Annotated in this window: 19 protein-coding genes; 5 read left to right on the forward strand and 14 right to left on the reverse strand. The window is 57.7% G+C overall.

Features of this window, described 5'->3' with window-relative positions; translation table 11 throughout:
- Positions 1-13 precede the first annotated feature (13 nt).
- The 8 genes from SY26_RS18835 to SY26_RS18870 form a co-directional block, all read right to left on the reverse strand.
- Complete coding sequence (locus SY26_RS18835) at positions 14-1,000, reverse strand: ABC transporter permease (RefSeq protein ID WP_046001827.1); 987 nt, start codon at positions 998-1,000, stop codon at positions 14-16.
- Positions 1,001-1,007: 7 nt separating this feature from the next.
- Positions 1,008-2,003 carry an ABC transporter permease gene (locus tag SY26_RS18840; protein WP_046001828.1) on the reverse strand — a complete coding sequence of 332 codons (996 nt, stop codon included), beginning with the start codon at positions 2,001-2,003 and terminating at the stop codon, positions 1,008-1,010.
- Positions 2,000-3,523 carry a sugar ABC transporter ATP-binding protein gene (locus SY26_RS18845; RefSeq protein ID WP_046001829.1) on the reverse strand — a complete coding sequence of 508 codons (1,524 nt, stop codon included), beginning with the start codon at positions 3,521-3,523 and terminating at the stop codon, positions 2,000-2,002. Before SY26_RS18845 ends, SY26_RS18840 begins: the two co-directional genes overlap by 4 nt.
- A gap of 80 nt (positions 3,524-3,603) precedes the next feature.
- Complete coding sequence (locus SY26_RS18850; protein ID WP_084693948.1) at positions 3,604-4,662, reverse strand: sugar ABC transporter substrate-binding protein; 1,059 nt, start codon at positions 4,660-4,662, stop codon at positions 3,604-3,606.
- A gap of 67 nt (positions 4,663-4,729) precedes the next feature.
- Positions 4,730-5,389, reverse strand: a complete 660-nt coding sequence (locus SY26_RS18855; RefSeq protein WP_046001830.1) for a class II aldolase/adducin family protein — start codon at positions 5,387-5,389, stop codon at positions 4,730-4,732.
- Positions 5,390-5,399: 10 nt separating this feature from the next.
- On the reverse strand, positions 5,400-6,173 hold the full coding sequence (locus tag SY26_RS18860) for an SDR family NAD(P)-dependent oxidoreductase (protein WP_046001831.1): 774 nt from the start codon (positions 6,171-6,173) through the stop codon (positions 5,400-5,402).
- A gap of 179 nt (positions 6,174-6,352) precedes the next feature.
- A complete protein-coding gene (locus SY26_RS18865) occupies positions 6,353-7,183 on the reverse strand; it encodes a GntR family transcriptional regulator (RefSeq protein ID WP_046001832.1) in 831 nt (276 codons plus the stop codon).
- 330 nt (positions 7,184-7,513) lie between these two features.
- Positions 7,514-8,713, reverse strand: a complete 1,200-nt coding sequence (locus tag SY26_RS18870; RefSeq protein ID WP_046001833.1) for a helix-turn-helix domain-containing protein — start codon at positions 8,711-8,713, stop codon at positions 7,514-7,516.
- 286 nt (positions 8,714-8,999) lie between these two features.
- Between SY26_RS18870 and SY26_RS18875 the strand changes: the two genes are divergently transcribed.
- The 3 genes from SY26_RS18875 (at position 9,000) to SY26_RS18885 (ending at position 12,077) form a co-directional block, all read left to right on the forward strand.
- Positions 9,000-9,896 carry a recombinase family protein gene (locus SY26_RS18875; protein WP_046001834.1) on the forward strand — a complete coding sequence of 299 codons (897 nt, stop codon included), beginning with the start codon at positions 9,000-9,002 and terminating at the stop codon, positions 9,894-9,896.
- A gap of 1,177 nt (positions 9,897-11,073) precedes the next feature.
- Entirely contained in the window at positions 11,074-11,745 is a 672-nt protein-coding gene (locus SY26_RS18880) for a ParA family protein (RefSeq protein ID WP_046001835.1), read from the forward strand.
- Positions 11,742-12,077, forward strand: coding sequence for a hypothetical protein (locus SY26_RS18885; protein WP_046001836.1), 336 nt, complete (start codon positions 11,742-11,744; stop codon positions 12,075-12,077). The genes SY26_RS18880 and SY26_RS18885 overlap by 4 nt, the downstream gene beginning before the upstream one ends.
- A 10-nt stretch (positions 12,078-12,087) precedes the next feature.
- Here SY26_RS18885 and SY26_RS18890 read toward each other — a convergent pair whose 3' ends face one another.
- Entirely contained in the window at positions 12,088-12,894 is an 807-nt protein-coding gene (locus tag SY26_RS18890) for a replication initiation protein (protein WP_084693950.1), read from the reverse strand.
- A 565-nt stretch (positions 12,895-13,459) separates the two neighbouring features.
- On the opposite strand from SY26_RS18890, the gene SY26_RS18895 reads away from it, so the two are divergent.
- Positions 13,460-13,870: a BLUF domain-containing protein gene (locus SY26_RS18895; RefSeq protein WP_046001837.1), complete on the forward strand. Its 411-nt coding sequence runs from the start codon at positions 13,460-13,462 to the stop codon at positions 13,868-13,870.
- A 304-nt stretch (positions 13,871-14,174) separates the two neighbouring features.
- On the opposite strand, the gene SY26_RS18905 is transcribed toward SY26_RS18895, so the two are convergent.
- The 5 genes from SY26_RS18905 to SY26_RS21350 form a co-directional block, all read right to left on the reverse strand.
- On the reverse strand, positions 14,175-14,390 hold the full coding sequence (locus SY26_RS18905) for a hypothetical protein (RefSeq protein WP_046001839.1): 216 nt from the start codon (positions 14,388-14,390) through the stop codon (positions 14,175-14,177).
- 81 nt (positions 14,391-14,471) lie between these two features.
- Positions 14,472-14,609, reverse strand: coding sequence for a hypothetical protein (locus tag SY26_RS21720; protein WP_198143227.1), 138 nt, complete (start codon positions 14,607-14,609; stop codon positions 14,472-14,474).
- Between the two features lie 145 nt (positions 14,610-14,754).
- Positions 14,755-14,937 (reverse strand): hypothetical protein, encoded by a 183-nt coding sequence (locus tag SY26_RS18915; RefSeq protein WP_046001841.1) that lies wholly within the window; start codon positions 14,935-14,937, stop codon positions 14,755-14,757.
- Between the two features lie 435 nt (positions 14,938-15,372).
- A complete protein-coding gene (locus SY26_RS18920) occupies positions 15,373-15,951 on the reverse strand; it encodes a hypothetical protein (RefSeq protein ID WP_046001842.1) in 579 nt (192 codons plus the stop codon).
- A 583-nt stretch (positions 15,952-16,534) separates the two neighbouring features.
- Positions 16,535-16,672 carry a hypothetical protein gene (locus SY26_RS21350; protein ID WP_157020542.1) on the reverse strand — a complete coding sequence of 46 codons (138 nt, stop codon included), beginning with the start codon at positions 16,670-16,672 and terminating at the stop codon, positions 16,535-16,537.
- A gap of 297 nt (positions 16,673-16,969) precedes the next feature.
- Between SY26_RS21350 and istA the strand changes: the two genes are divergently transcribed.
- On the forward strand, positions 16,970-17,905 hold a 936-nt coding region (istA, locus tag SY26_RS18925; RefSeq protein ID WP_157020543.1), incomplete at its 3' end, for an IS21 family transposase.

The raw sequence follows: 17,905 nt of genomic DNA on the forward strand, positions 1-17,905 counted from the left end.
TTTCGTTCTTTCATCAATCGTTGCGGCGGCGAAGCCCGAAGGACACGCCCAAGACTAGGAAGACGAGCACGCCGATCCCGACTTGTTGCCAGAAGAAGTTCCACCCAATTAGCAGAAGACCATTGCGCATGACGGCCAGCAGAAGCACGCCAAGAAGCGTACCTACCACCGATGGACGACGTTCAGCGCTGATAGCAGTACCGATAAAGGTCGCTCCGATGGCATCCAGCAGGAAGGCATCGCCGGAAAACGGTACGTATGACCGCACCGTTGAGCTGAGCAAGATCCCCGCGACCCCCGAGATCGCGGCACAGGCGATGAATACGATCGACATGTGCAGCGGCACTCGAATGCCAGAATAGCGTACAACGTCAGGTGCGGCGCCCAGTGCCGACACGTAGCGACCGAAAACGGACCGATGCAGTGTGATATAAACTGCAAGAGCAGCGACGATTAGCACGACGATTGGCGTTGGCACACCGAATAGGTGCGTGCGGACGATTGCATTGAAGGGGGCAGCGTATTCGGCACGTGTCAGATAGATGGGCACACCACCTTGGGTTGACACGCGCTGAACCGTCTCACCGATAAAAAGGACGCCGAGAGTCGCGAGGAAAGGGTTGATCTTAAGCTTGTTGATCAGGACGGCGTTTACGATGCCGACGCAAATGGCAGCAGCAAGCCCCCCGGCGACGGCAAAGACCCCCGAAATACCGGCGGCGATCATCATGATGAAGACCATCGAACTTAAATCGACTGAGACCCCGACGGACAGGTCGATCCCTCCGGCGGCAATGACTAGCGTCATCCCAAGCGCAACGACGGCGAGAATAACCACCTTGTTCAGAACTAGGTTCATCAAGTTTTCACTGCTGAGGAACCCGTCGGCGAAGACAGCGAAGAAGACGACGATTAGAGCAAAAGAGGCAATCACCGCATAGTTCGAGAGAGCCTCGAGGGTCAGCTTGCGTGACGGCGTGGAAGCGGTTGTATCTGTCATGGCAGCCTCACGAATTCTTTGCAAAAGAGGTCGCGGCGACGACCACAAGGATCAAAGCCCCCTGCACGCCGCTGACCCAATAGGAAGAGATGCCGAGAAGCTGGAATCCGTTAGCAAGAGTCCCGATAAACAGTGCAGCCAGTAACGTCCCCCCAATCGTCGGAATGAGTCGGCGTGAAAAGACCGTACCCAGAAGCGCTGCAGCAAGAACCGGCAGCAACATTTGTCCCGTTCCAGGCGTCGAGGAAGACAGCCGCGCGACGATCAGAATAGACGTAAGACCGGCCAGGAGCCCTGCCCCGATATAGGCTCCATATACATAGGTGCCGTTGCGGATACCCGCGGCACGCGCGGCCTCGGCATGCCCACCGACAGCGTAGAGCCGCAGGCCCGTGCGGCTATAGTGTGCAATCCAAATCAACACGATCGAGACCACGACAAAAATCCAGGACATTGTCGAAATGCCCAGCAAACGCCCGAAGGCCAATGTATCAATCATCGGCGATGACACAGACACCACCGTGTTCTCGGTCAGTGTTAGTTCCAGCCCCTCGGTGATGTTCATGACCGCAAGTGTGGCCAGAAGTGGCATGATTTTAAGCCCGACCACGGCAAAGCCGTTCAGCGCACCTACGATCATGCCTGTCACCAGTGCGCAGGGCACAGCGACCATCCCGCCATAGCCCGCCCGCATCAGTACCGCATAAACAGCTGCACATAGGCCTGCATTCGCAGCGATCGACAGGTCAATGCCGCCACGCTGCACGTCCGTGCCCGTACCGGCAAAAACCAGAGTCATACCATAGGCTAGAACCCCTAGTATGGTAGACTGCTCTACAATGTTCGTTAGGTTGTAACTGGTGACGAAACCACGCGCCGTTACGGCAAAATAAATTGCGATCAACGCGAAACCTACGAACGCCCCAAGACGGATGGCAAGCTTGGCAAAGTTGCGGCCCTTTTCGGCGGATACGCGCGGTGGGACGACTGCAGAAGCGGTCATGCGATAATCCTTTCGTTGGAGCCTTCTTCGATGACAGCACCAGATGCGGCGGCCAGGAGGCGATCGGCATCGATGTCGCCCTTGGCATATTCCCCGATCAGCTCGCCGCGATGGATGACAAGCGTGCGGTCGCACATCTCTACGATTTCCTCGAGGTCGGAAGACAGGAAGACGAGTGCCTTACCTTCAGCCGCAAGACGGTTCATGAGCGTAAATATCTCGATCTTCGCGCCAACATCGACGGCGACGGTTGGCTCGTCCATGAGATAGACTTCACTTTCGCAGGACAGCCATTTGGCCACGACAACCTTTTGCTGATTGCCTCCCGAGAGGTTCTTAACCAGCTGATCGCGGCCTGGTGTCTTAATGCCCAGATCGGCGATCAGATCGTCGACCCGCTTCGCCTCAGCTCGGCGCGACACAAGACCACGCTTGGACATCGACGACAGTGAGGCCAGTGATACATTCTCGCGTACCGACAATGCCGTCGCCACGCCATGCGCTCTCCGATCCTCGGGGATCTTGGCAAAACCCCGCCCCACCGCATCCACGGGAGAACGCAGCTTAAGGGAATTTCCTCGCAACAGAATTTCACCGCTGTCCAAAGGGATCTGCCCGAACAAGGCGTTCATCACCTCTTTGTCGCCCGAACCGAGAAGACCCGTCAGCCCCAAAATTTCGCCCTCGCGTAGTTTAAGCGAAACATTGCGGAAATGGGGTTCGGCGGTAGCGTTGCGCATTTCAAGAATGACCGCGCCCAAAGTGACGTCGCGCGGCGGATACATCTCGGACGTATCGCGGTTCGTCATCATGTCGACGATGCGCTGAATACCGACCTCGCTCGGGTCAACAACGCCTACATCAGTGCCATTGCGCAGCACTGTAACCGTGTCGCAGATTTCCCTTATTTCGCTCATGTAGTGCGAAATAAAAATGATCGCGAGGCCATCATTACGCAGTGTGCGAAGTACGTCAAAAAGGTTGTCAACTTCTTTCTTGACCAGCGCGGCCGTTGGCTCGTCCAGAACCAGCACCTTGGCGTTATTCGCCAGCGCGCGCGTGATCTGGACGATCTTCTGCTGCGCGGTGGACAGGTCCTGGATCAACATGTCTGGATCCAAATCCAGCTTGAAGTGCCTCTTCAGCAACTCGGAGGCACGGCGGCGCATGGCGCGGTGATTAATGAAGGGTCCGACCCGAGGTTCGTTGCGCAGGCATACGGACTCGGCAACAGTCGCGGTCGGCACTAACAAGCGGTCCTGATGGATGAAGTGTACACCCCTGGCCTCGATGAGGGCTGGCGTGATCTGATCAATCTCCTCCCCGAAAACGCGAACGGTTCCGCCGGTACGCCGGTAGATCCCGGCCAGGACCTTTATGATAGTAGACTTCCCCGCGCCATTCTGGCCCACAAGGCCATGCACGGTGCCGGGCTCAACTACGAGATCGGCTTTGTCCAGTGCATGGACAGGGCCAAAATGCTTGTCGATGTCGCGCATCTCTATTGCGGAAGCGGTCATGCCGTCCTCCTTGCTGTGACGTGAAGGGGGGAGTGACCGAGCCACTCAATGACAGCCCGGCCGGGATTGCGGCTGCAGTATCAGTTCGAGCCGCTCTCGCTTTCCTCGGCGCCCTCAGCCGGGGCGTCGGCCGAAGAATCCGCTGCGCCTGGCAGGAAGGGCTCGGCCGTCTCAGACGCGTTTTCCTTTGTAATCAGTACAGCGGGCAGAAAGCTGAACGGCGAGATATCCTCACCACCAAGCGACATCGCGACGTTACGCGCGGCCTGCTGTCCGATTGCGTATGGCTGTTGGGCGGCAACGGCGCCCGCAGGACTATTGGGGTCGGCGACCATTTCGACGTATTCGGGGCTTCCGTCCACACCGTACGTCTTGACGTCGGTCCGACCCGCATCAGCTATGGCTTGGGTCGCGCCGATCATTGGAACATCCCAGCATCCCCATACTGCCTTGAGGCCGCTGTCTGCTCCATACTGCGTCAACATGTCCGAAGTGTCCGAATAGGCTGACTGGACAGTATTAGGGATGACGTCACGCAGTTCGGGCTCGATCACCTCAATTGCCGGATAAGCTTCCAGAACGTATTTCAGTTGATCATAGCGGATCTTGCACACGGGTACGGAATAGAACCCGTTGAACACCGCGATCTTTCCCTCCCCGCCCATATCCTTAACAATTTGCAGCGCGAGCTGGGCACCGATCGAGTAGTTATCAGAAGTGGACTGGTTCTCAGCGTAAGGCGTGGCCGTGTCTACTGTGAAAAGCGGGATGCCAGCCTGTTCGATACGCTTCAGCCACGGGTCAAGAACGTCGATGTTGCCCAACTGTTGAATGATAGCATCGGGACGTTGCGCGATGAGCGTTTGAATCTGGCTGACCTGTGTTTGGTCACTGCGTCCCGCGTCGAGAGCGATAACCTCAGCGCCGAGGCGTTCAAGTTCGTCGATCTGACCACGGTAGGCCATAAGATCCCAATGATGGTCGGTACCAATGACGGTGACACCTACCGTCTTGCCGTCAAGCGACGGCACGTCGGCATCCGGAAGCGCGCCTGACTGTTCGGCATCTTGCGCCATAACTGGGGCGGCGGTTAGAAGGATCGTGGCCGCGATGGTGCTGTTAAGGATATTCCTGATCATGATGTGGTCTCCTCCCACAAGTTATCATCAAAAAGCCCAGTCCGACGTCCAGGGACGTCGGCCGTGATCAATCGGAGTGGCCGTAGCCAGCAATCCGATCGATGACGTTCTGAATTTCATCGTTGCTCAGGACGGGCGGCTCGCCCATCGGCAGGCAGTCCAAATACTGCTTTGACAAGGTTTCCACCTCGACAGCGCGCCACATTGCTTGATCGAGCGAGGTGCCGCAGGCAATCATACCGTGATGACCGAGAAGGCAGGCAGTCCGCCCTTCGAGTGCAGCAACTGCGTTGCGGGACAGCTCCTGCGTGCCGTATGTTGCATAAGGCGCGCAGCGAATGTCTGGCCCACCACAGACCGCAACCATGTAATGGATTGCCGGAATGCCCTTTTCCATAATCGACAAGCTAGTGGCTGCGTTTGGGTGAGCGTGGACAACGGCGTTAAGATCTGGGCGTTGCCGCAGGATGTCGAGGTGGAAGCGCCATTCCGAAGACGGGCGTTGCCTGCCGCGCACCTCTCCATCAAAGCCGATCCAGACGATGTCTTCCGGAACCAGCGTGTCATAGGGCATTGATGTGGGCGTCACGAGGATACCCTCGCCTGACCGCACAGAGATATTTCCCGACGTTCCTTGGTTGATGCCTGAGCGGTTCATTTCAAGGCAGGCTTCGATAATCTTCATGCGTTGATCGGTATCGTCCGACAGGATGTTCTGGGTCGTCATGCGGGTTTCCTCAGAGGCAAGTGTAGCCGCCATCCACTGCCAGGATGGAGCCGGTCATGTAGCTAGAGGCACGGGAAGCCAGGAAAACGACGGCGGCCGCGATCTCGGACGGTTCTGCACAGCGCCCCATAGGGGTCATTTCGAGCCATTTTTCGAACAGTTCAGGCTGAGCGCGCATTTCCAGCGTCATTTCGGTGCCGACATAGCCGGGTGCCAGCGCGTTGACGCGCACGCCATTCTTCGCCCATTCGACTGCAAGGGCGCGGGTGATATGATGGACTGCCCCTTTCGACGCCATGTAACTAGACGCGAATTGCGGAGTGTTGACGATGGTCCCGGACATCGAACCCATGTTAATAATCGATCCGCGACCTTCGCTGACCATCCGCGCGCCGAACGCCTGGCAGCACCAGAAAACTCCATTCAAGTTTACATCGATCACCTTTCGCCAATCGGCGTCAGGGACGCCGGTTGCTGAATGCAAACGCGCGATACCTGCCGAGGCCATTAGCACATGCGGCACACCCGAGCGGTCGCAGATCGAGTCTGAGGCCGCACGCACCGCGTCAGGATCTGTCACGTCCAAGATATGGGTACCGACCTCAGCCCCTTCCCTGCGCAGGATTTCCGCAGCCCGGTCCAGCGCCTGACCGTCCATGTCGAGCAGTTCTAGCCGTGCCCCATGAGCCGCAAGTGCCCGCGCGCTCTCGAGGCCGATGCCACTAGCACCCCCTGTAACGGCAGCTAGCTGACCCGATAAGTCAAACAGGTTGGCGTAAGGCATGTTTCCTCCAGGCACAGAACTCGCCCATTCCGGCAAGTCTGCGTCATATCTTGATAGCCATGGGGAATTTCATCCCCCTCCCAAGGATGAGAATGCAGGAACATAGTACACACTGTCAATCTAGTTATTACCAGAAATAGAAGCGACTCAGAATAATCCGATATATGTATATATATCAACTAGTTGTTGAAGCTACCCGTCGACACATGTATGCGAGCGACGTTCGAATTGTAGAACGCGCGATAGTACTCCAAGGGCATGTCAAATGCGTCGTAAGCGATCGATTCAATCCAGATCAGCGGGTGCCCGGGCAGCACCTCCAAGCGTGCCGCGACCTCGTCGTGCGCTGATGCGGCGGTGATCCACCTTTCAGCTCGACGGGCGGTAAGACCGTAATGCGTATTCAGAATTTCAAATATTGAGCGCCCTTGGATATCTAGCATTTCCATTCGCGGTACCTTGTGTCCTGGAAGTGATATCAGAGTATGTGTGATCGGTTGGCCGTCTGACCGGTAGATGCGCCCGATGCGGACGACGGTTCCATCGGGTGGGATGGAGAAAACTCGCTGCTCTTCCTCATCGGGTGCACAGCGTTCGAACAGGAAAGCCTCCGCACTCACTACGTGTCCACGCGCTTGAAGGTCAGAGTGCACGGACACGTTTGACGTAAGAAAGCTTGTTTCCGAGGATGGCTGTGTAACGAAGATCCCTTTGCGCGGCACCTTCGCAATCAGGCCCTGGTTGGACAGAGCATCCAGTGCAGCCCGTACGACGGGGCGGGAAATTTCAAGAAGCTCTGCGATGGTTTGCTCAGCAGGCAGGCGCATGTCCGGCTTAAGCGTTTGCCGACCTATTTCCTCAGAAAGCGCGTTCTTTAGCTGTACCCACATTGGGGTATCGAGGTCACGGCGAATATTACCGCTCTTAGAAATACGGCGGATCACATCGACAGCAGCCTTATCATCATTACGAGGCCTGCCACGCGTTTTCTTGGTACCATTTTCAACCATTGGCTACCACCCTGCTATGTTCTGACAGTGGTTGATGTTGAATTTCATGGTCGTCCAAGTTCCCGGCTACGTTTCATATCTACGATTGGCCTTGTGCTTAACTTATGAGAATTTCAAGCAATTGAAGCTCGCTCAGCACAAAATTCACTAGGTGGTGTTATGAGCCATTCTCATGGGACCGGACCTTCTCCTACTTAAGAAGTGCCTTACGGCAAAGGAGCTTCGTCGCACAGCAGTGGGCTTCCCTACCGGTTAAGAAAAACAACATCCCGGTCGTCACCTTGCCACGGTCGGCAACTACGTCGAGCCGAGCGGGGCATTTTGACTTCCTTACTCATCCTTATGCTCTCGACCCCCCGCCCGGCGCACGACATCATCGACCCCCAACATCGCGGCATCGAGCTCTGCCATGATGCGGTTCAGTTGGCCCTCGTCGCGCCCTCCCTTCATTCGGTCCAAGGCACCGATCTGCTTCATGCGTTCGCTCGGCCCCTCGCGGCCGGCGCACACACCGCGACGAGCGGCCCCTGCCCCTCCCGCATGTCCCATTCGCGCGGCAAGGGAGGGCAGTGCCCAGAACCGGGAGGTGCTGCGGGCGGTGAGATTGCTGAGGCAGCCGGCATCGACGAGCTCGCCGATCAGGGTCAGGGCCGTCCGGCGCGTCACCCCCAGATGATCCATGACCATCGCCGAGCTCACGACCGGCTGCGCCTTCAGATAGGCGATCAAGTCGCCAAGGCGCGACCGCCCGTGTGCAGACGACGCCATGGCCGAGAGACGCGCCAGCTCATGGCGCAGGGTCCCCAGATGACCGAGGTCATGAGAGAGGCTCCGCGTGGCGGCCTCCAGGAACGTGGCCAGCCCGGTCATCGGCGACCAGACCCGAAAGCCGGTGCGGGTCAGCGACACGGATGGCGGCACGATCCACACGGCAGCCGCCGGCATCAGCAGGCCCCCTGCCCTCTCGTCCAGCTCATCGCGGCTAGCCCTTTTATCAGGAGACAGCCCCTGCAGATGACGCGCGGCACCCTCCACGGCCATGAAGATCAGCCGCTCGGCCACCGGGCTGCTCCGTCGGGAGCGGAAGGCATAGCTGGCCGCCGCACGCCATCCCGCCAGGATCGGAACGTGGGACCAGGTGCGACTGGCCTCCACGACCAAGGGCAGCTCCGCATCCTCCAAGCGATCGCCCTCATCGCGTGTCTGCCCGATGGGTGCCGCAGCCGCCTCGATCCGGCGCAGCGCCGCTATCGGCGCGCCAAACGGGTCTCCGGGCCGGCGGATGACGACCAGAAGCTTCAGGGCCATCTCGACCGCCCGGGCATCCTCTTCCACCGCCGTGCCGCTGGTCAGACGAAGCACCATCCCCTGCGTGGAGATGCGCTCGCCTTCGAGGCCGACCGAGGCGGCAGCCTCCAGAAGGCTCGTCTCCATTCGCCACAGTGTAGCCAGGGCGGGGTCGGCCAAGAGAATGCCCTCAACCCTCGCAGCCTGGGTCTCGGCACTCAAAAGCAGCGATCCGACATCCATCTGACAATCCATGATTATGACGCCAACAGTTTAGCATATTGCCAACATTCTGCAGTTGCCTAGTACTTTCAGATATCGGCCGAAGTCACCACCATTCCGCCACTCGGGCAGATGAGATCCCGAAGGCCCTGGAATACGACCCAGAGAGCGCACAAAGGCGCTAAGTTCCGTCCCCTGCTGAACGTAGAGGACCTGGGCATTCGTACAGCTGCCACAGATATCGGCGTTGCATTCGTTTACAAACGGTCGTTTACTGACGTCTACATATTATGAAAGATGGCCCTCCATGCCGCTGATTGGCTATGCCCGCGTCTCTACGGACGATCAGACCCCCCTGCCCCAGGCCCAGGCTCTGAGAGCCGCAGGTTGCTCAGTCATCCGCGAGGAGCATGGGTCCGGTGGCAATCGCGCCCGCCCCGTCCTGACGAGCGTCCTGGACGGTATCCGCAAGGGAGACACATTGGTCGTCGTTCGGATCGACCGACTGGCCCGGTCCCTCTCGCATCTGCTGGAGATCATCGAGCAACTCGAAGCAAAGAGCGCGTTCTTTCGCTCGATCGAGGATCCGATCGATACGGCATCGCCCCAGGGAAAGTTCACGCTCCAAGTTCTGGGGGCTGCGGCCGAGTTCGAGCGGGCTCTGATCCGCGAGCGCACCAAAGCGGGACTGGCCAGCGCACGTCTTGAAGGGCGGATCGGCGGAAATCCCGGTCTGCGTGCCCGAAACCCGGAGGCGCTTCGCAAGGTACGCCTGGCACGGCATGATGGCTAYATGGAACGCGTTGCCCAGACCGCAGGGGACTGGGTTCCCCATGTGCGCAGGCTGCGCCCACACATGGCCTGGGAGGATATCCTGCGGATCATAAACGCCCCCCTGCCCCAGAACCGACAATGGACACAGCCGCGGCTTCTGAGGGCTGTGCGGGCCTATGTTCGGGACGGCTTCCTGCCCCAAGAGGTCCTGGGGCGGGCCGCCCGACGCGTAGGCGACGACCGTCTGCCGGCGATCGTGGCTGCGATAAAGGGGGCTGATCCCCAGATCACCCTCCAGGCCATCTGCGATCGCCTAGAGGCTATGCGTGAGCGCACCCCCCGCGGGCGAACAACGTGGCAACCCTCATCGGTCAAGATGCTGCTGGCACAGGCTGAGAAGCTGGGGATGCTGCCTCTACGCGGAGTATGAGACCATGAACGACCTTGCCATGGACCATCTACCAGCCGACCTCCCTGCCCCGCAGATCGACCAGCGGTTCTAGTTCGACGAGCCTGCCTTCAAGGCCGCCGGTTTCTATCTGCGCGGCCTGTTGCAACTAGTGACGAAGAACATGCTGTCAGAGCCGGAACGTGCAGCAACGAGTTGAAAGAATAGAGCGCGCCCCGTCAGGGCCGGACCGCTGGATGATCCGCAGCCGAATTTATGAAAGCGTGGCAGATACCGGTGCTGATTAGTGAGGCAGCTATGCCGTCATCGAAAAGGAGAGGGGCGCATGACCTGGCGCCGAAAAGCAGTCCGTCTACTTCCGGAGTTTCGGATGAGGCCCAGCTAACGAACGAGGATGCTCTCCGGCCCAGTTGCGCGGATGGACGCGACCGTCGCGAGGATGCGCAGCCTTCGTCTGATCGTAGACTGCGTGATCGAAAGTAACACCCCGCGCTGTTGCATGCAGCGTTGAGTGGAAGCTTCCACTCGGATGTATCGTCTTCGCAGGGCTTTTCCGGTCGTCGGTCATGGAGCGAACTTATGATGGAAGTTTAGGAGTTCAATTGTTGTAGTCGCCCAAACCGATGACACCTTCCTGCCCTGCCGATAGCGCTAAGGCCTTCCCTTTAATTTTGGCTCCGGTATCATTCACAAGTCCCTTACGGACTCATCTGTACTGGCCTCGGAGCGCTCGTAACGCTGCGAGGTCTTTTTACAGGCTACACCCCGTCTATTTTTAGCTGGTAGCTACTATATATCTATATAGTATCGTAAAGAAACTTAGCTCCATCAGACTTAGTACATCTTAAAGGTCAATCGGCATCGATTAATGGTACCTATCAGCTATCTGCTCAGCAGTAGCTTCTAGCATAGAGGCGGGGCAGGGAAGAGCATGATTGGTTTGCAATGGCAACTTAGTTGGTTACGGCAGGCACGTCGATCGCAGTCATCGCCGCAAACCCGGCGCCCTAGACCTCTTAGCACTTATTTTACCTGATAGCTACTAGATATCGCCTTGGTGCGCGGTAGCTATCTGGTAATGTTATTTAATAGTATCTATTAGCTATTAGCTATTTTTTATTAACTGGTAGCTAATCGATATCTTCTTGCAAAAATTATCTAGTGCATGTTCTCTACTAGAAAACGAGTAGGGACAGACATGCCGACCATCAGCTTTGCGAACCCCAAAGGCGGGGCAGGGAAGACCACCACTGCTTTACTAGCAGCGATCCAACTAGCCGAGGCAGGGGCATCGGTCACCATCATCGACGCAGACCCAGAGCGTTGGATCTCGCAGTGGGGCAACCTAGCGGGTAAGCCTGATGCTGTGCGGATCATCAGCGACGTCACCGAGGACACGATCGTCGACGTGATCGAGCGGGAGGCGGCGCAAGCCAACTTTGTCATTGTTGATCTAGAAGGCACCGCCTCGCTGATGGTCGCCAATGCAATTGGCATGTCGGACTTCGTAACGATTCCTCTGCAGGGTTCGAGCATGGATGCGAAAGGGGGTGCTAAGGTGCTAAAACTGATCGCTTCGCAGGCCAAGATGGCGCGCCGCACTATTCCGCATGCCGTGGTCCTGACACGGACCAGTGCGGCCATCCGGTCCCGCAGTCTCAAGAATGTTGCTAGCGAGTTGGAGGAGGCGGGGGTGCCTGTGTTCCAAACCGCTATTGTAGAACGGGCAGCCTATCGTGATCTGTTTGACTTCGGCGGCACACTCCAGGCGTTGGACCCGTCACAGACCAGCAATATCGACAAGGCCATCGACAATGCCAAGGAGTTCACTGGTGAGCTGGTTGCGAAGATCAGGGAGGCAGCACAATGACGAGCACCAGGGCGAAGATTGGTTTCGGTGACGCGCTGAGCGACCTAGGTGGTTTTGAGCCGACTAAACGCCATAAGCCAGCACCGGAGCTTCAGGCGGCCGCTGAAGCTGGGTTTACGCGCCGCGAGCCGACCCCGGCCGCTAAAGTCCCTGAGCCGCTCCAGAAGGTGCAGCGCCGACGCAGGACAGGGCGCAATGCCCAGATCAACATCAAGGCCAAGCCCGAGACGTTGGAGCAGTTCTATGCCGCGGCTGATGAGATGGGAATCGGGGTAGGGGAAGCCTTCGAGGTAGCCGTCGACCTGCTACGCAAAAAGATAGTTAGTAGCTAACGGATACCAATCAGCTTTCCAGTAATAAAGAGTGTTGGGTATGGCTTTCCGCGTAAACGGCTTTCATCTCGTCCACGGTCTTCACCCACCAGCGCAGGCGAACCATGGTCACTTTGCGACCGACACGCTCGACCGGTTCGACATCACACGAGAAGGGAGCCAACTTGATCACCTCTGCGATTGCTGGGTCTATAGCCTTCTGTCGTAGATTTCCAAAGCTTGGCAGCTTTCCCTCAGGCACACCTAGAAGGTTGCGAAAGGCGTCGACCTCGAAGTCCTCATGGAAGACATGATGAAGCCGCACGCGGCGGGATAGGGCTTCGTACAGCGCCAGACCATATTTGGTGCCGAACGCTTGGAGAGCAGCAAGCTCCAGCTTCGCGAAGACCACGCTTTCGCGGAGCAGAGGGGCCAAACGCTTATCGAAGCTGTAAGTTAGCATCCCGTGACGGCGCTCACTGTCCACCATGTCGTTACCACCCAACAGCTGCACCCGCGTCGTGCGCCCATCCAAGCCCCTGACGATCACCACCGTCTTCATCAGCGCCTCGATGCTGTCGCTGATCCGCTCATTGCCGGCATGAGTGCCACGTAGCTCGGAGAGGGGGATGCTGAAGTCACGGCCTTCGTATCCCATGTCAGGACCGAAAGCATTCGCAAGTAACTGATTGTACAGGCGACGAGCAGCCAGCGATAAACCGGTGGCACCCTGAATGTCGATCAGCTCCGCGGGCTTTATCATCTCTCCACCATGCGGACGCACTTCGAGGGTCCGCCGGGGATTGTAACTTATTGGGTGATTGTCGGACTTTGTCATGCCTGCCTGCCCCGATTTTTAGGCAGATGATAGCGTTTTTGAGCTTATGGAGAACCCCTAACCGTGAAACCACCCCATAGGTTACGATGCTCCATAAGGGTAGCTTCGTATATCACCCGATCGGTTACGATAGATCACCCCATAGGTTATCGACAACCACCCCATAGGTTTCAGTAAGTCACCCAAACGGTTATAGTCACGCTAATTTCAGTATTTTTATCAGTGCCTTATTTCTGACGAAGAAGAAGATAGAGAAGAAGAGAAGGCTGCGGGAATAGGAGACACTCAGCATGTCCCCTAAATACTAAAAGACCGGCCCTAGGTTATGAGCCGAGGGGCGGTGATGGAAGATACCAGTGACTAGGGCAGGGGCTACTTGCAGTCGTCTGGGCCAGCCATAAAGTTTGGGGGCCACTTGTCAGAAGCTCGAGCCAGAGCCTTATCCAGAGCCTCAGCCATCAGATCCGATTCAGTCTGACCGACTAAGGTCAGCCGTTGATGATCAGCTATTCCTATTGCTGGCCGCCCGAGGCATGAAACTTGCCTCTGCGAGAGGTAGGACGCTTTGATCACCAATCTTTTGTACCGTAGCGAAACGACCCTTCAGCCGAAGGACCCGAAGCTCAAGGCCATCTTGGCCCAAGCACGTCATCGCAACGGCAACATGGCCATCACGGGGTATCTTTACTGGGAGGATGGGATCTTTCACCAATGGATAGAAGGCCCGGAGGCAGAGCTGCAGATTGTTGAGCGCCATATCTACGGCAGCAAATCCCATCACGGGCTTACAGTTCTGGGTAGGAATGTTGTCCCGATGCGGCAGTTTCCAGGTTGGGACATGGCCCTCGGTTTGTCGGAAGAGAACATGCTCTTCAACTTCATCGCGACACATGAAGCTGGAACTGCCGATCACCAAAAGTATGCAAAGGCTGTACTTGCCTTCATGCACGCGCAGTCAGGCACACAGGTCCGCTGAGCTAAAACGGAGCCGTCATTGATCCGATGACCGCAAGCAGTCGTTCCTCTCGAACATCCTGATGGCAAAGCTCACCTTCGCATCGAGCATCGTCTTGATCGCCTGGTGCCTGGCAAGCTCGAATTGAAATTTGCGGAGATCGTGCGCGGACAAACTACTCTCCTGACCTGCGCCCAGGAGATCATTTATCAGATGGTCAACAGCGTCCTTCATTCAGCCTACCAGTGTCACCACTGCGCAAGTTCTCCTTTTGTGCTTTTTCTGGCTATGGGACAAAACAACGCACAGGATGTTGAATGTCAGATCACTTCGGCAGCCTGGTCCGAAGGACCCTGCTGCCGAACTGAAGCGACAGCGTGTCCCGCGGTGAATAATCGGCCATCGCATCCCACGCCGCGAGCATGGCGCTCAGATGGCCCGCAGCCAAGGAATACCGATCGCCCTGCCACTCATCGCACCAGATGATGTAGAGGGCCCGGTTCTCCGGAAAGATGGGCTCGTGAATTCGATGGCGGGGCATGGTTGTCTCCTTCCGGTCGATTAGAACGAAAGGAGAACGAGTCGCAAGGTTTCGATCGCTCGTCGATTTTAGAAACCGATCCTACTTATGGTCGGGGTGCATCGCGCGAATGGCCTGGTCGACCTTCCGGTCAACCATCAGATCCAGAAATCCTTCCCGCATCTGCATCGGATCAATACAGGCATACTTGGATGGTGCGATGATCTTGGCAGTGATCACGATACGCGGCGTTTGAACTTTTCGTCGTTGGATATGAGTGACCACTATCGCCCCTCCCCAGGGTATACTGATGAAAGGGACGAACGAAAATCCCGCGGCCTTGGTTTCCCAAGCACTCGTCAGCTGCACCAACTGCAAGTCAAGATCAGCGTGGCGGCCGCGCGTCCAGCCCTGGAACCTTGTTCAACGCAGTGGTCAGGGCATCGGCCTCACTCACTGCCTCAACGGCCTGTTTCCTGTTCCAGACCGCCCGCGTCTTGCGGAGCATGCGCTCGATGCCAGCCCACATCAGGCCCGCCACGGTGATCAAGGCATAGAACGTCTCCAAACGTCTCCGCCGTGACATCGATCGGCACAGGGTCGGCGTCCGCGTCGACGGGGAGGGGACCAGCGATCCGCACCGGGACGCGCAGGTCATCGCTGCCGTGGTCGAGGCGCTGCCGGATCACGTCGGCGGCTACTGCCCAAGCTGGAAACCGCCATGATCGAGGAGGCCATTACCAAGCATTTCGGAAGGTAGGTGCCCGTTGTTAACCAGCAGTATGGCAGGGATCTCCACGCGCCGGACAGGATTGTAGCCCGGACGGCACAACGCGGCCTCTGGGGAGCGACTTCATGATGCTGTAGGACTGGTGCGAGGGGGGTAGATAGGCCGTGCCGGTCTCCCTATCTCCCCCCGTTACCACCCCACCCAGTCTGCTAACCAAAGTCGGAACGGCGCAAAAATCGAGGCGTCTTTCAGTAACCTTTCTTTGGATGTCCGTCATGGTAGCAGCTCCCTTCTGCGAAACTCCGTCAGGCCCTCCATGAGCATGTCGTGGGGGCAATCTTCGAGCAGGGGGTTTTCGATCAGTTCTTGCCAGCTATAGAAGATATATTTGGCAAGCGCCTGGTCCAGAAGATCGTTGACCTCTCTCTGAGTCCAGGGTTCGTCGGGGTCGTAGTAGAAGCCCTCGGGCAGGTCCTCGGGGGTCTCGATCTCTCCGTGGATGGTCCAATGAGAGGGGTTGCAACACAGGGTGTTGCCGCACTGGTTCCACAGCGTGAACGCATAGTTCGGCTTGATCAGAAGCATGAAGACGTAGCGGTGAACGGAGAGCCTTCGTCCCTCGACCGTGATGATCCCATAGGGCCTGTCCAGGGAGCGCTGCATGTACGGTCTTCCGTTGTAGTCGCGCAGCTTCTTTACCCGTATCCTCGGTTCAGCTGCGGTCTTCCGACCTGTCCAAGGCATGCATGTCTCGGGAAGATCCTTGAGGGATTTCTTTCCAAGGATGATGTCCTCAAGAACCGGCGTGCCGGTCTTTTGAGCCAGGCGGCGGGCGTAATGCTCCAGTTTCATGATCTGCCGTCCTTGACTGTAAAAACGGCATGGACGTGTTTTATGGTGTACATGATTTTTTCCTCTTTCTGCCTGTGGTAATAGACTAGACGGTGAGGAATGATTTCGGGAGTTCGCGAAGTGGCAGGCAACTTCACGAAGCAATGCGAGAAGGCGGCCGACTTTAGGGATCGTATGGTTACCTGCTGTCGGAATGGCCGATACGAAGGTGGCGAGACGTACATGACCAGCCTTCCGGTCATAACGACAACATCGGCTCGCCAAGTTGGATGTTCAGACCCGACAAGTTCGCGAACTTAATTATAATGTTATAAATCAATTATTTACAGGTGGTGGAGCGGGTTCGGGTGCCAGTGCGGGCGGAGCTCTGGCCAGCAGTCTCAGGGCAAAAGGAGCTAGGACGCTAAGGCCCAACTCAATTATTATATATTCTTTAAGTTCTTGAACTTCGAACTCTCTAAATGAAAAACTTCTCTTTTCCTTTCCTAGCTTCTTTTAGTAGAGAAAAAGAGAGAGAGAGTAAGAATAGAATAAGGATTTCAAGGTCTTACAGGGATTTCAGCCTCGCGGACCTCCGCCGCCCCTACTGGCCGAACCCGACCCCGGGCCCGACCCCGGTCCAGGACCAGGTCCAGTCTCCGATCCACGGGAACAGGCCCGAGGCGAACCAGAACCCGATCCAGAATATGGCCCAGATGCAGTAGCAGGTTCGGAAGCTCATGCTTCAGGTTCTCCGAACCCGGGCCCGGGCCTGCTTCTGCTTCTTGATGCTGATGCGGTGTCCACAGAACACATGATCACATCATAGCAAGGGGACACATGTGGATGAAAGCTGGAATGTCCATTTCAAGCGGTGCATGGCCGCCTCTGACGGCTGGTTACGGTTTCAGGTAGGGTTGGTGAGAACGGCGGTGCAAAAGTCGGCCACGGTAGCGGCGGGATGATCCTGCTGCGGGCGGCGTAAAAGTCGTCCACCTTTACCCTTTCTGGCGACAGGGAGGGCGGGAGGATTTTCACCGTGGACTTGTATCGTAGAGTGCGACTGGCCTGTGCCGAGGGGATGAGCCAGCGCGAGGCAGCGCGTCATTTCAACATCGCGCGCGACAGCGTARCCAAGATGATGGCGTTCTCGGTTCCGCCCGGATATCGGCGGACGGCCCCCGTGAAGCGGCCGAAGCTGGATGCCTACACCGGGATCATCGACGGCTGGCTGGAGGGCGATCGGGAGGTCCATCGCAAGCAGAGGCATACGGCGAAGCGGGTGTTCGAGCGGCTTCGCGATGAGCACGGGTTCACCGGCGGCTACACGATCGTGAAGGACTACATGCGGGAGCGCGAACGGCACKGTCGCGAGATGTTCGTGCCGCTGGCACACCCGCCYGGACATGCCCAAGCCGACTTCGGCGAGGCGGTGGCCATTATCGACGGTGTCGAGCAGAAGGCGCATTTCTTTGTCATGGACCTGCCGCACAGCGATGCCTGTTATGTCAGGGCCTATCCAGCGGCGACCGCGGAAGCCTGGGTTGACGGTCACGTCCAGGCCTTCGCATTCTTCGGCAAGGTGCCCGCATCGGTCCTCTACGACAACGACCGCTGCCTGGTTGCGAAGATCCTGCCGGACGGGGCGCGCCAGCGAGCCACGCTCTTCAACGGGTTCCTGTCGCATTACCTGTTCCGCGACCGCTACGGCCGCCCGGGCAAGGGGAACGACAAAGGCAACGCTGAGGGCCTGGTTGGCTACTCCCGYCGCAACTTCATGGTGCCGATCCCGCGGTTTGCGACCTGGGACGCGTTCAACGCCCATCTGGAGGAGCAATGCCGCAGGCGTCRGGGGGATGTCCTGCGCGGCCAGTCCGAGACGATCGGCCAGCGCCTTGGGCGGGATCTGGCTGCGATGTCCGACCAGCCGGCAGCGCCGTTCGAAGCCTGCGATCAGGCCACTGGCCGGGTCAGC

Origin of the sequence: Paracoccus sp. 228, from assembly GCF_000967825.1 — a bacterium.
Lineage (GTDB): Bacteria > Pseudomonadota > Alphaproteobacteria > Rhodobacterales > Rhodobacteraceae > Paracoccus > Paracoccus marcusii.

What these genes read in the sequence shown, in the direction of transcription:
- SY26_RS18835 (WP_046001827.1), bottom strand. Translation starts at nt 1,000, where the DNA reads ATGACAGATACAACCGCTTCCACGCCGTCACGCAAGCTGACCCTCGAG.
- SY26_RS18870 (WP_046001833.1), bottom strand. Translation starts at nt 8,713, where the DNA reads ATGGATGTCGGATCGCTGCTTTTGAGTGCCGAGACCCAGGCTGCGAGG.
- SY26_RS18860 (WP_046001831.1), bottom strand. Translation starts at nt 6,173, where the DNA reads ATGCCTTACGCCAACCTGTTTGACTTATCGGGTCAGCTAGCTGCCGTT.
- SY26_RS18890 (WP_084693950.1), bottom strand. Translation starts at nt 12,894, where the DNA reads ATGACAAAGTCCGACAATCACCCAATAAGTTACAATCCCCGGCGGACC.
- SY26_RS18885 (WP_046001836.1), top strand. Translation starts at nt 11,742, where the DNA reads ATGACGAGCACCAGGGCGAAGATTGGTTTCGGTGACGCGCTGAGCGAC.
- SY26_RS18865 (WP_046001832.1), bottom strand. Translation starts at nt 7,183, where the DNA reads ATGGTTGAAAATGGTACCAAGAAAACGCGTGGCAGGCCTCGTAATGAT.
- SY26_RS18855 (WP_046001830.1), bottom strand. Translation starts at nt 5,389, where the DNA reads ATGACGACCCAGAACATCCTGTCGGACGATACCGATCAACGCATGAAG.
- SY26_RS21350 (WP_157020542.1), bottom strand. Translation starts at nt 16,672, where the DNA reads ATGAGCTTCCGAACCTGCTACTGCATCTGGGCCATATTCTGGATCGGG.
- SY26_RS18880 (WP_046001835.1), top strand. Translation starts at nt 11,074, where the DNA reads ATGCCGACCATCAGCTTTGCGAACCCCAAAGGCGGGGCAGGGAAGACC.
- SY26_RS18920 (WP_046001842.1), bottom strand. Translation starts at nt 15,951, where the DNA reads ATGAAACTGGAGCATTACGCCCGCCGCCTGGCTCAAAAGACCGGCACG.
- SY26_RS18850 (WP_084693948.1), bottom strand. Translation starts at nt 4,662, where the DNA reads ATGATCAGGAATATCCTTAACAGCACCATCGCGGCCACGATCCTTCTA.
- SY26_RS18905 (WP_046001839.1), bottom strand. Translation starts at nt 14,390, where the DNA reads ATGCCCCGCCATCGAATTCACGAGCCCATCTTTCCGGAGAACCGGGCC.
- SY26_RS18840 (WP_046001828.1), bottom strand. Translation starts at nt 2,003, where the DNA reads ATGACCGCTTCTGCAGTCGTCCCACCGCGCGTATCCGCCGAAAAGGGC.
- SY26_RS18845 (WP_046001829.1), bottom strand. Translation starts at nt 3,523, where the DNA reads ATGACCGCTTCCGCAATAGAGATGCGCGACATCGACAAGCATTTTGGC.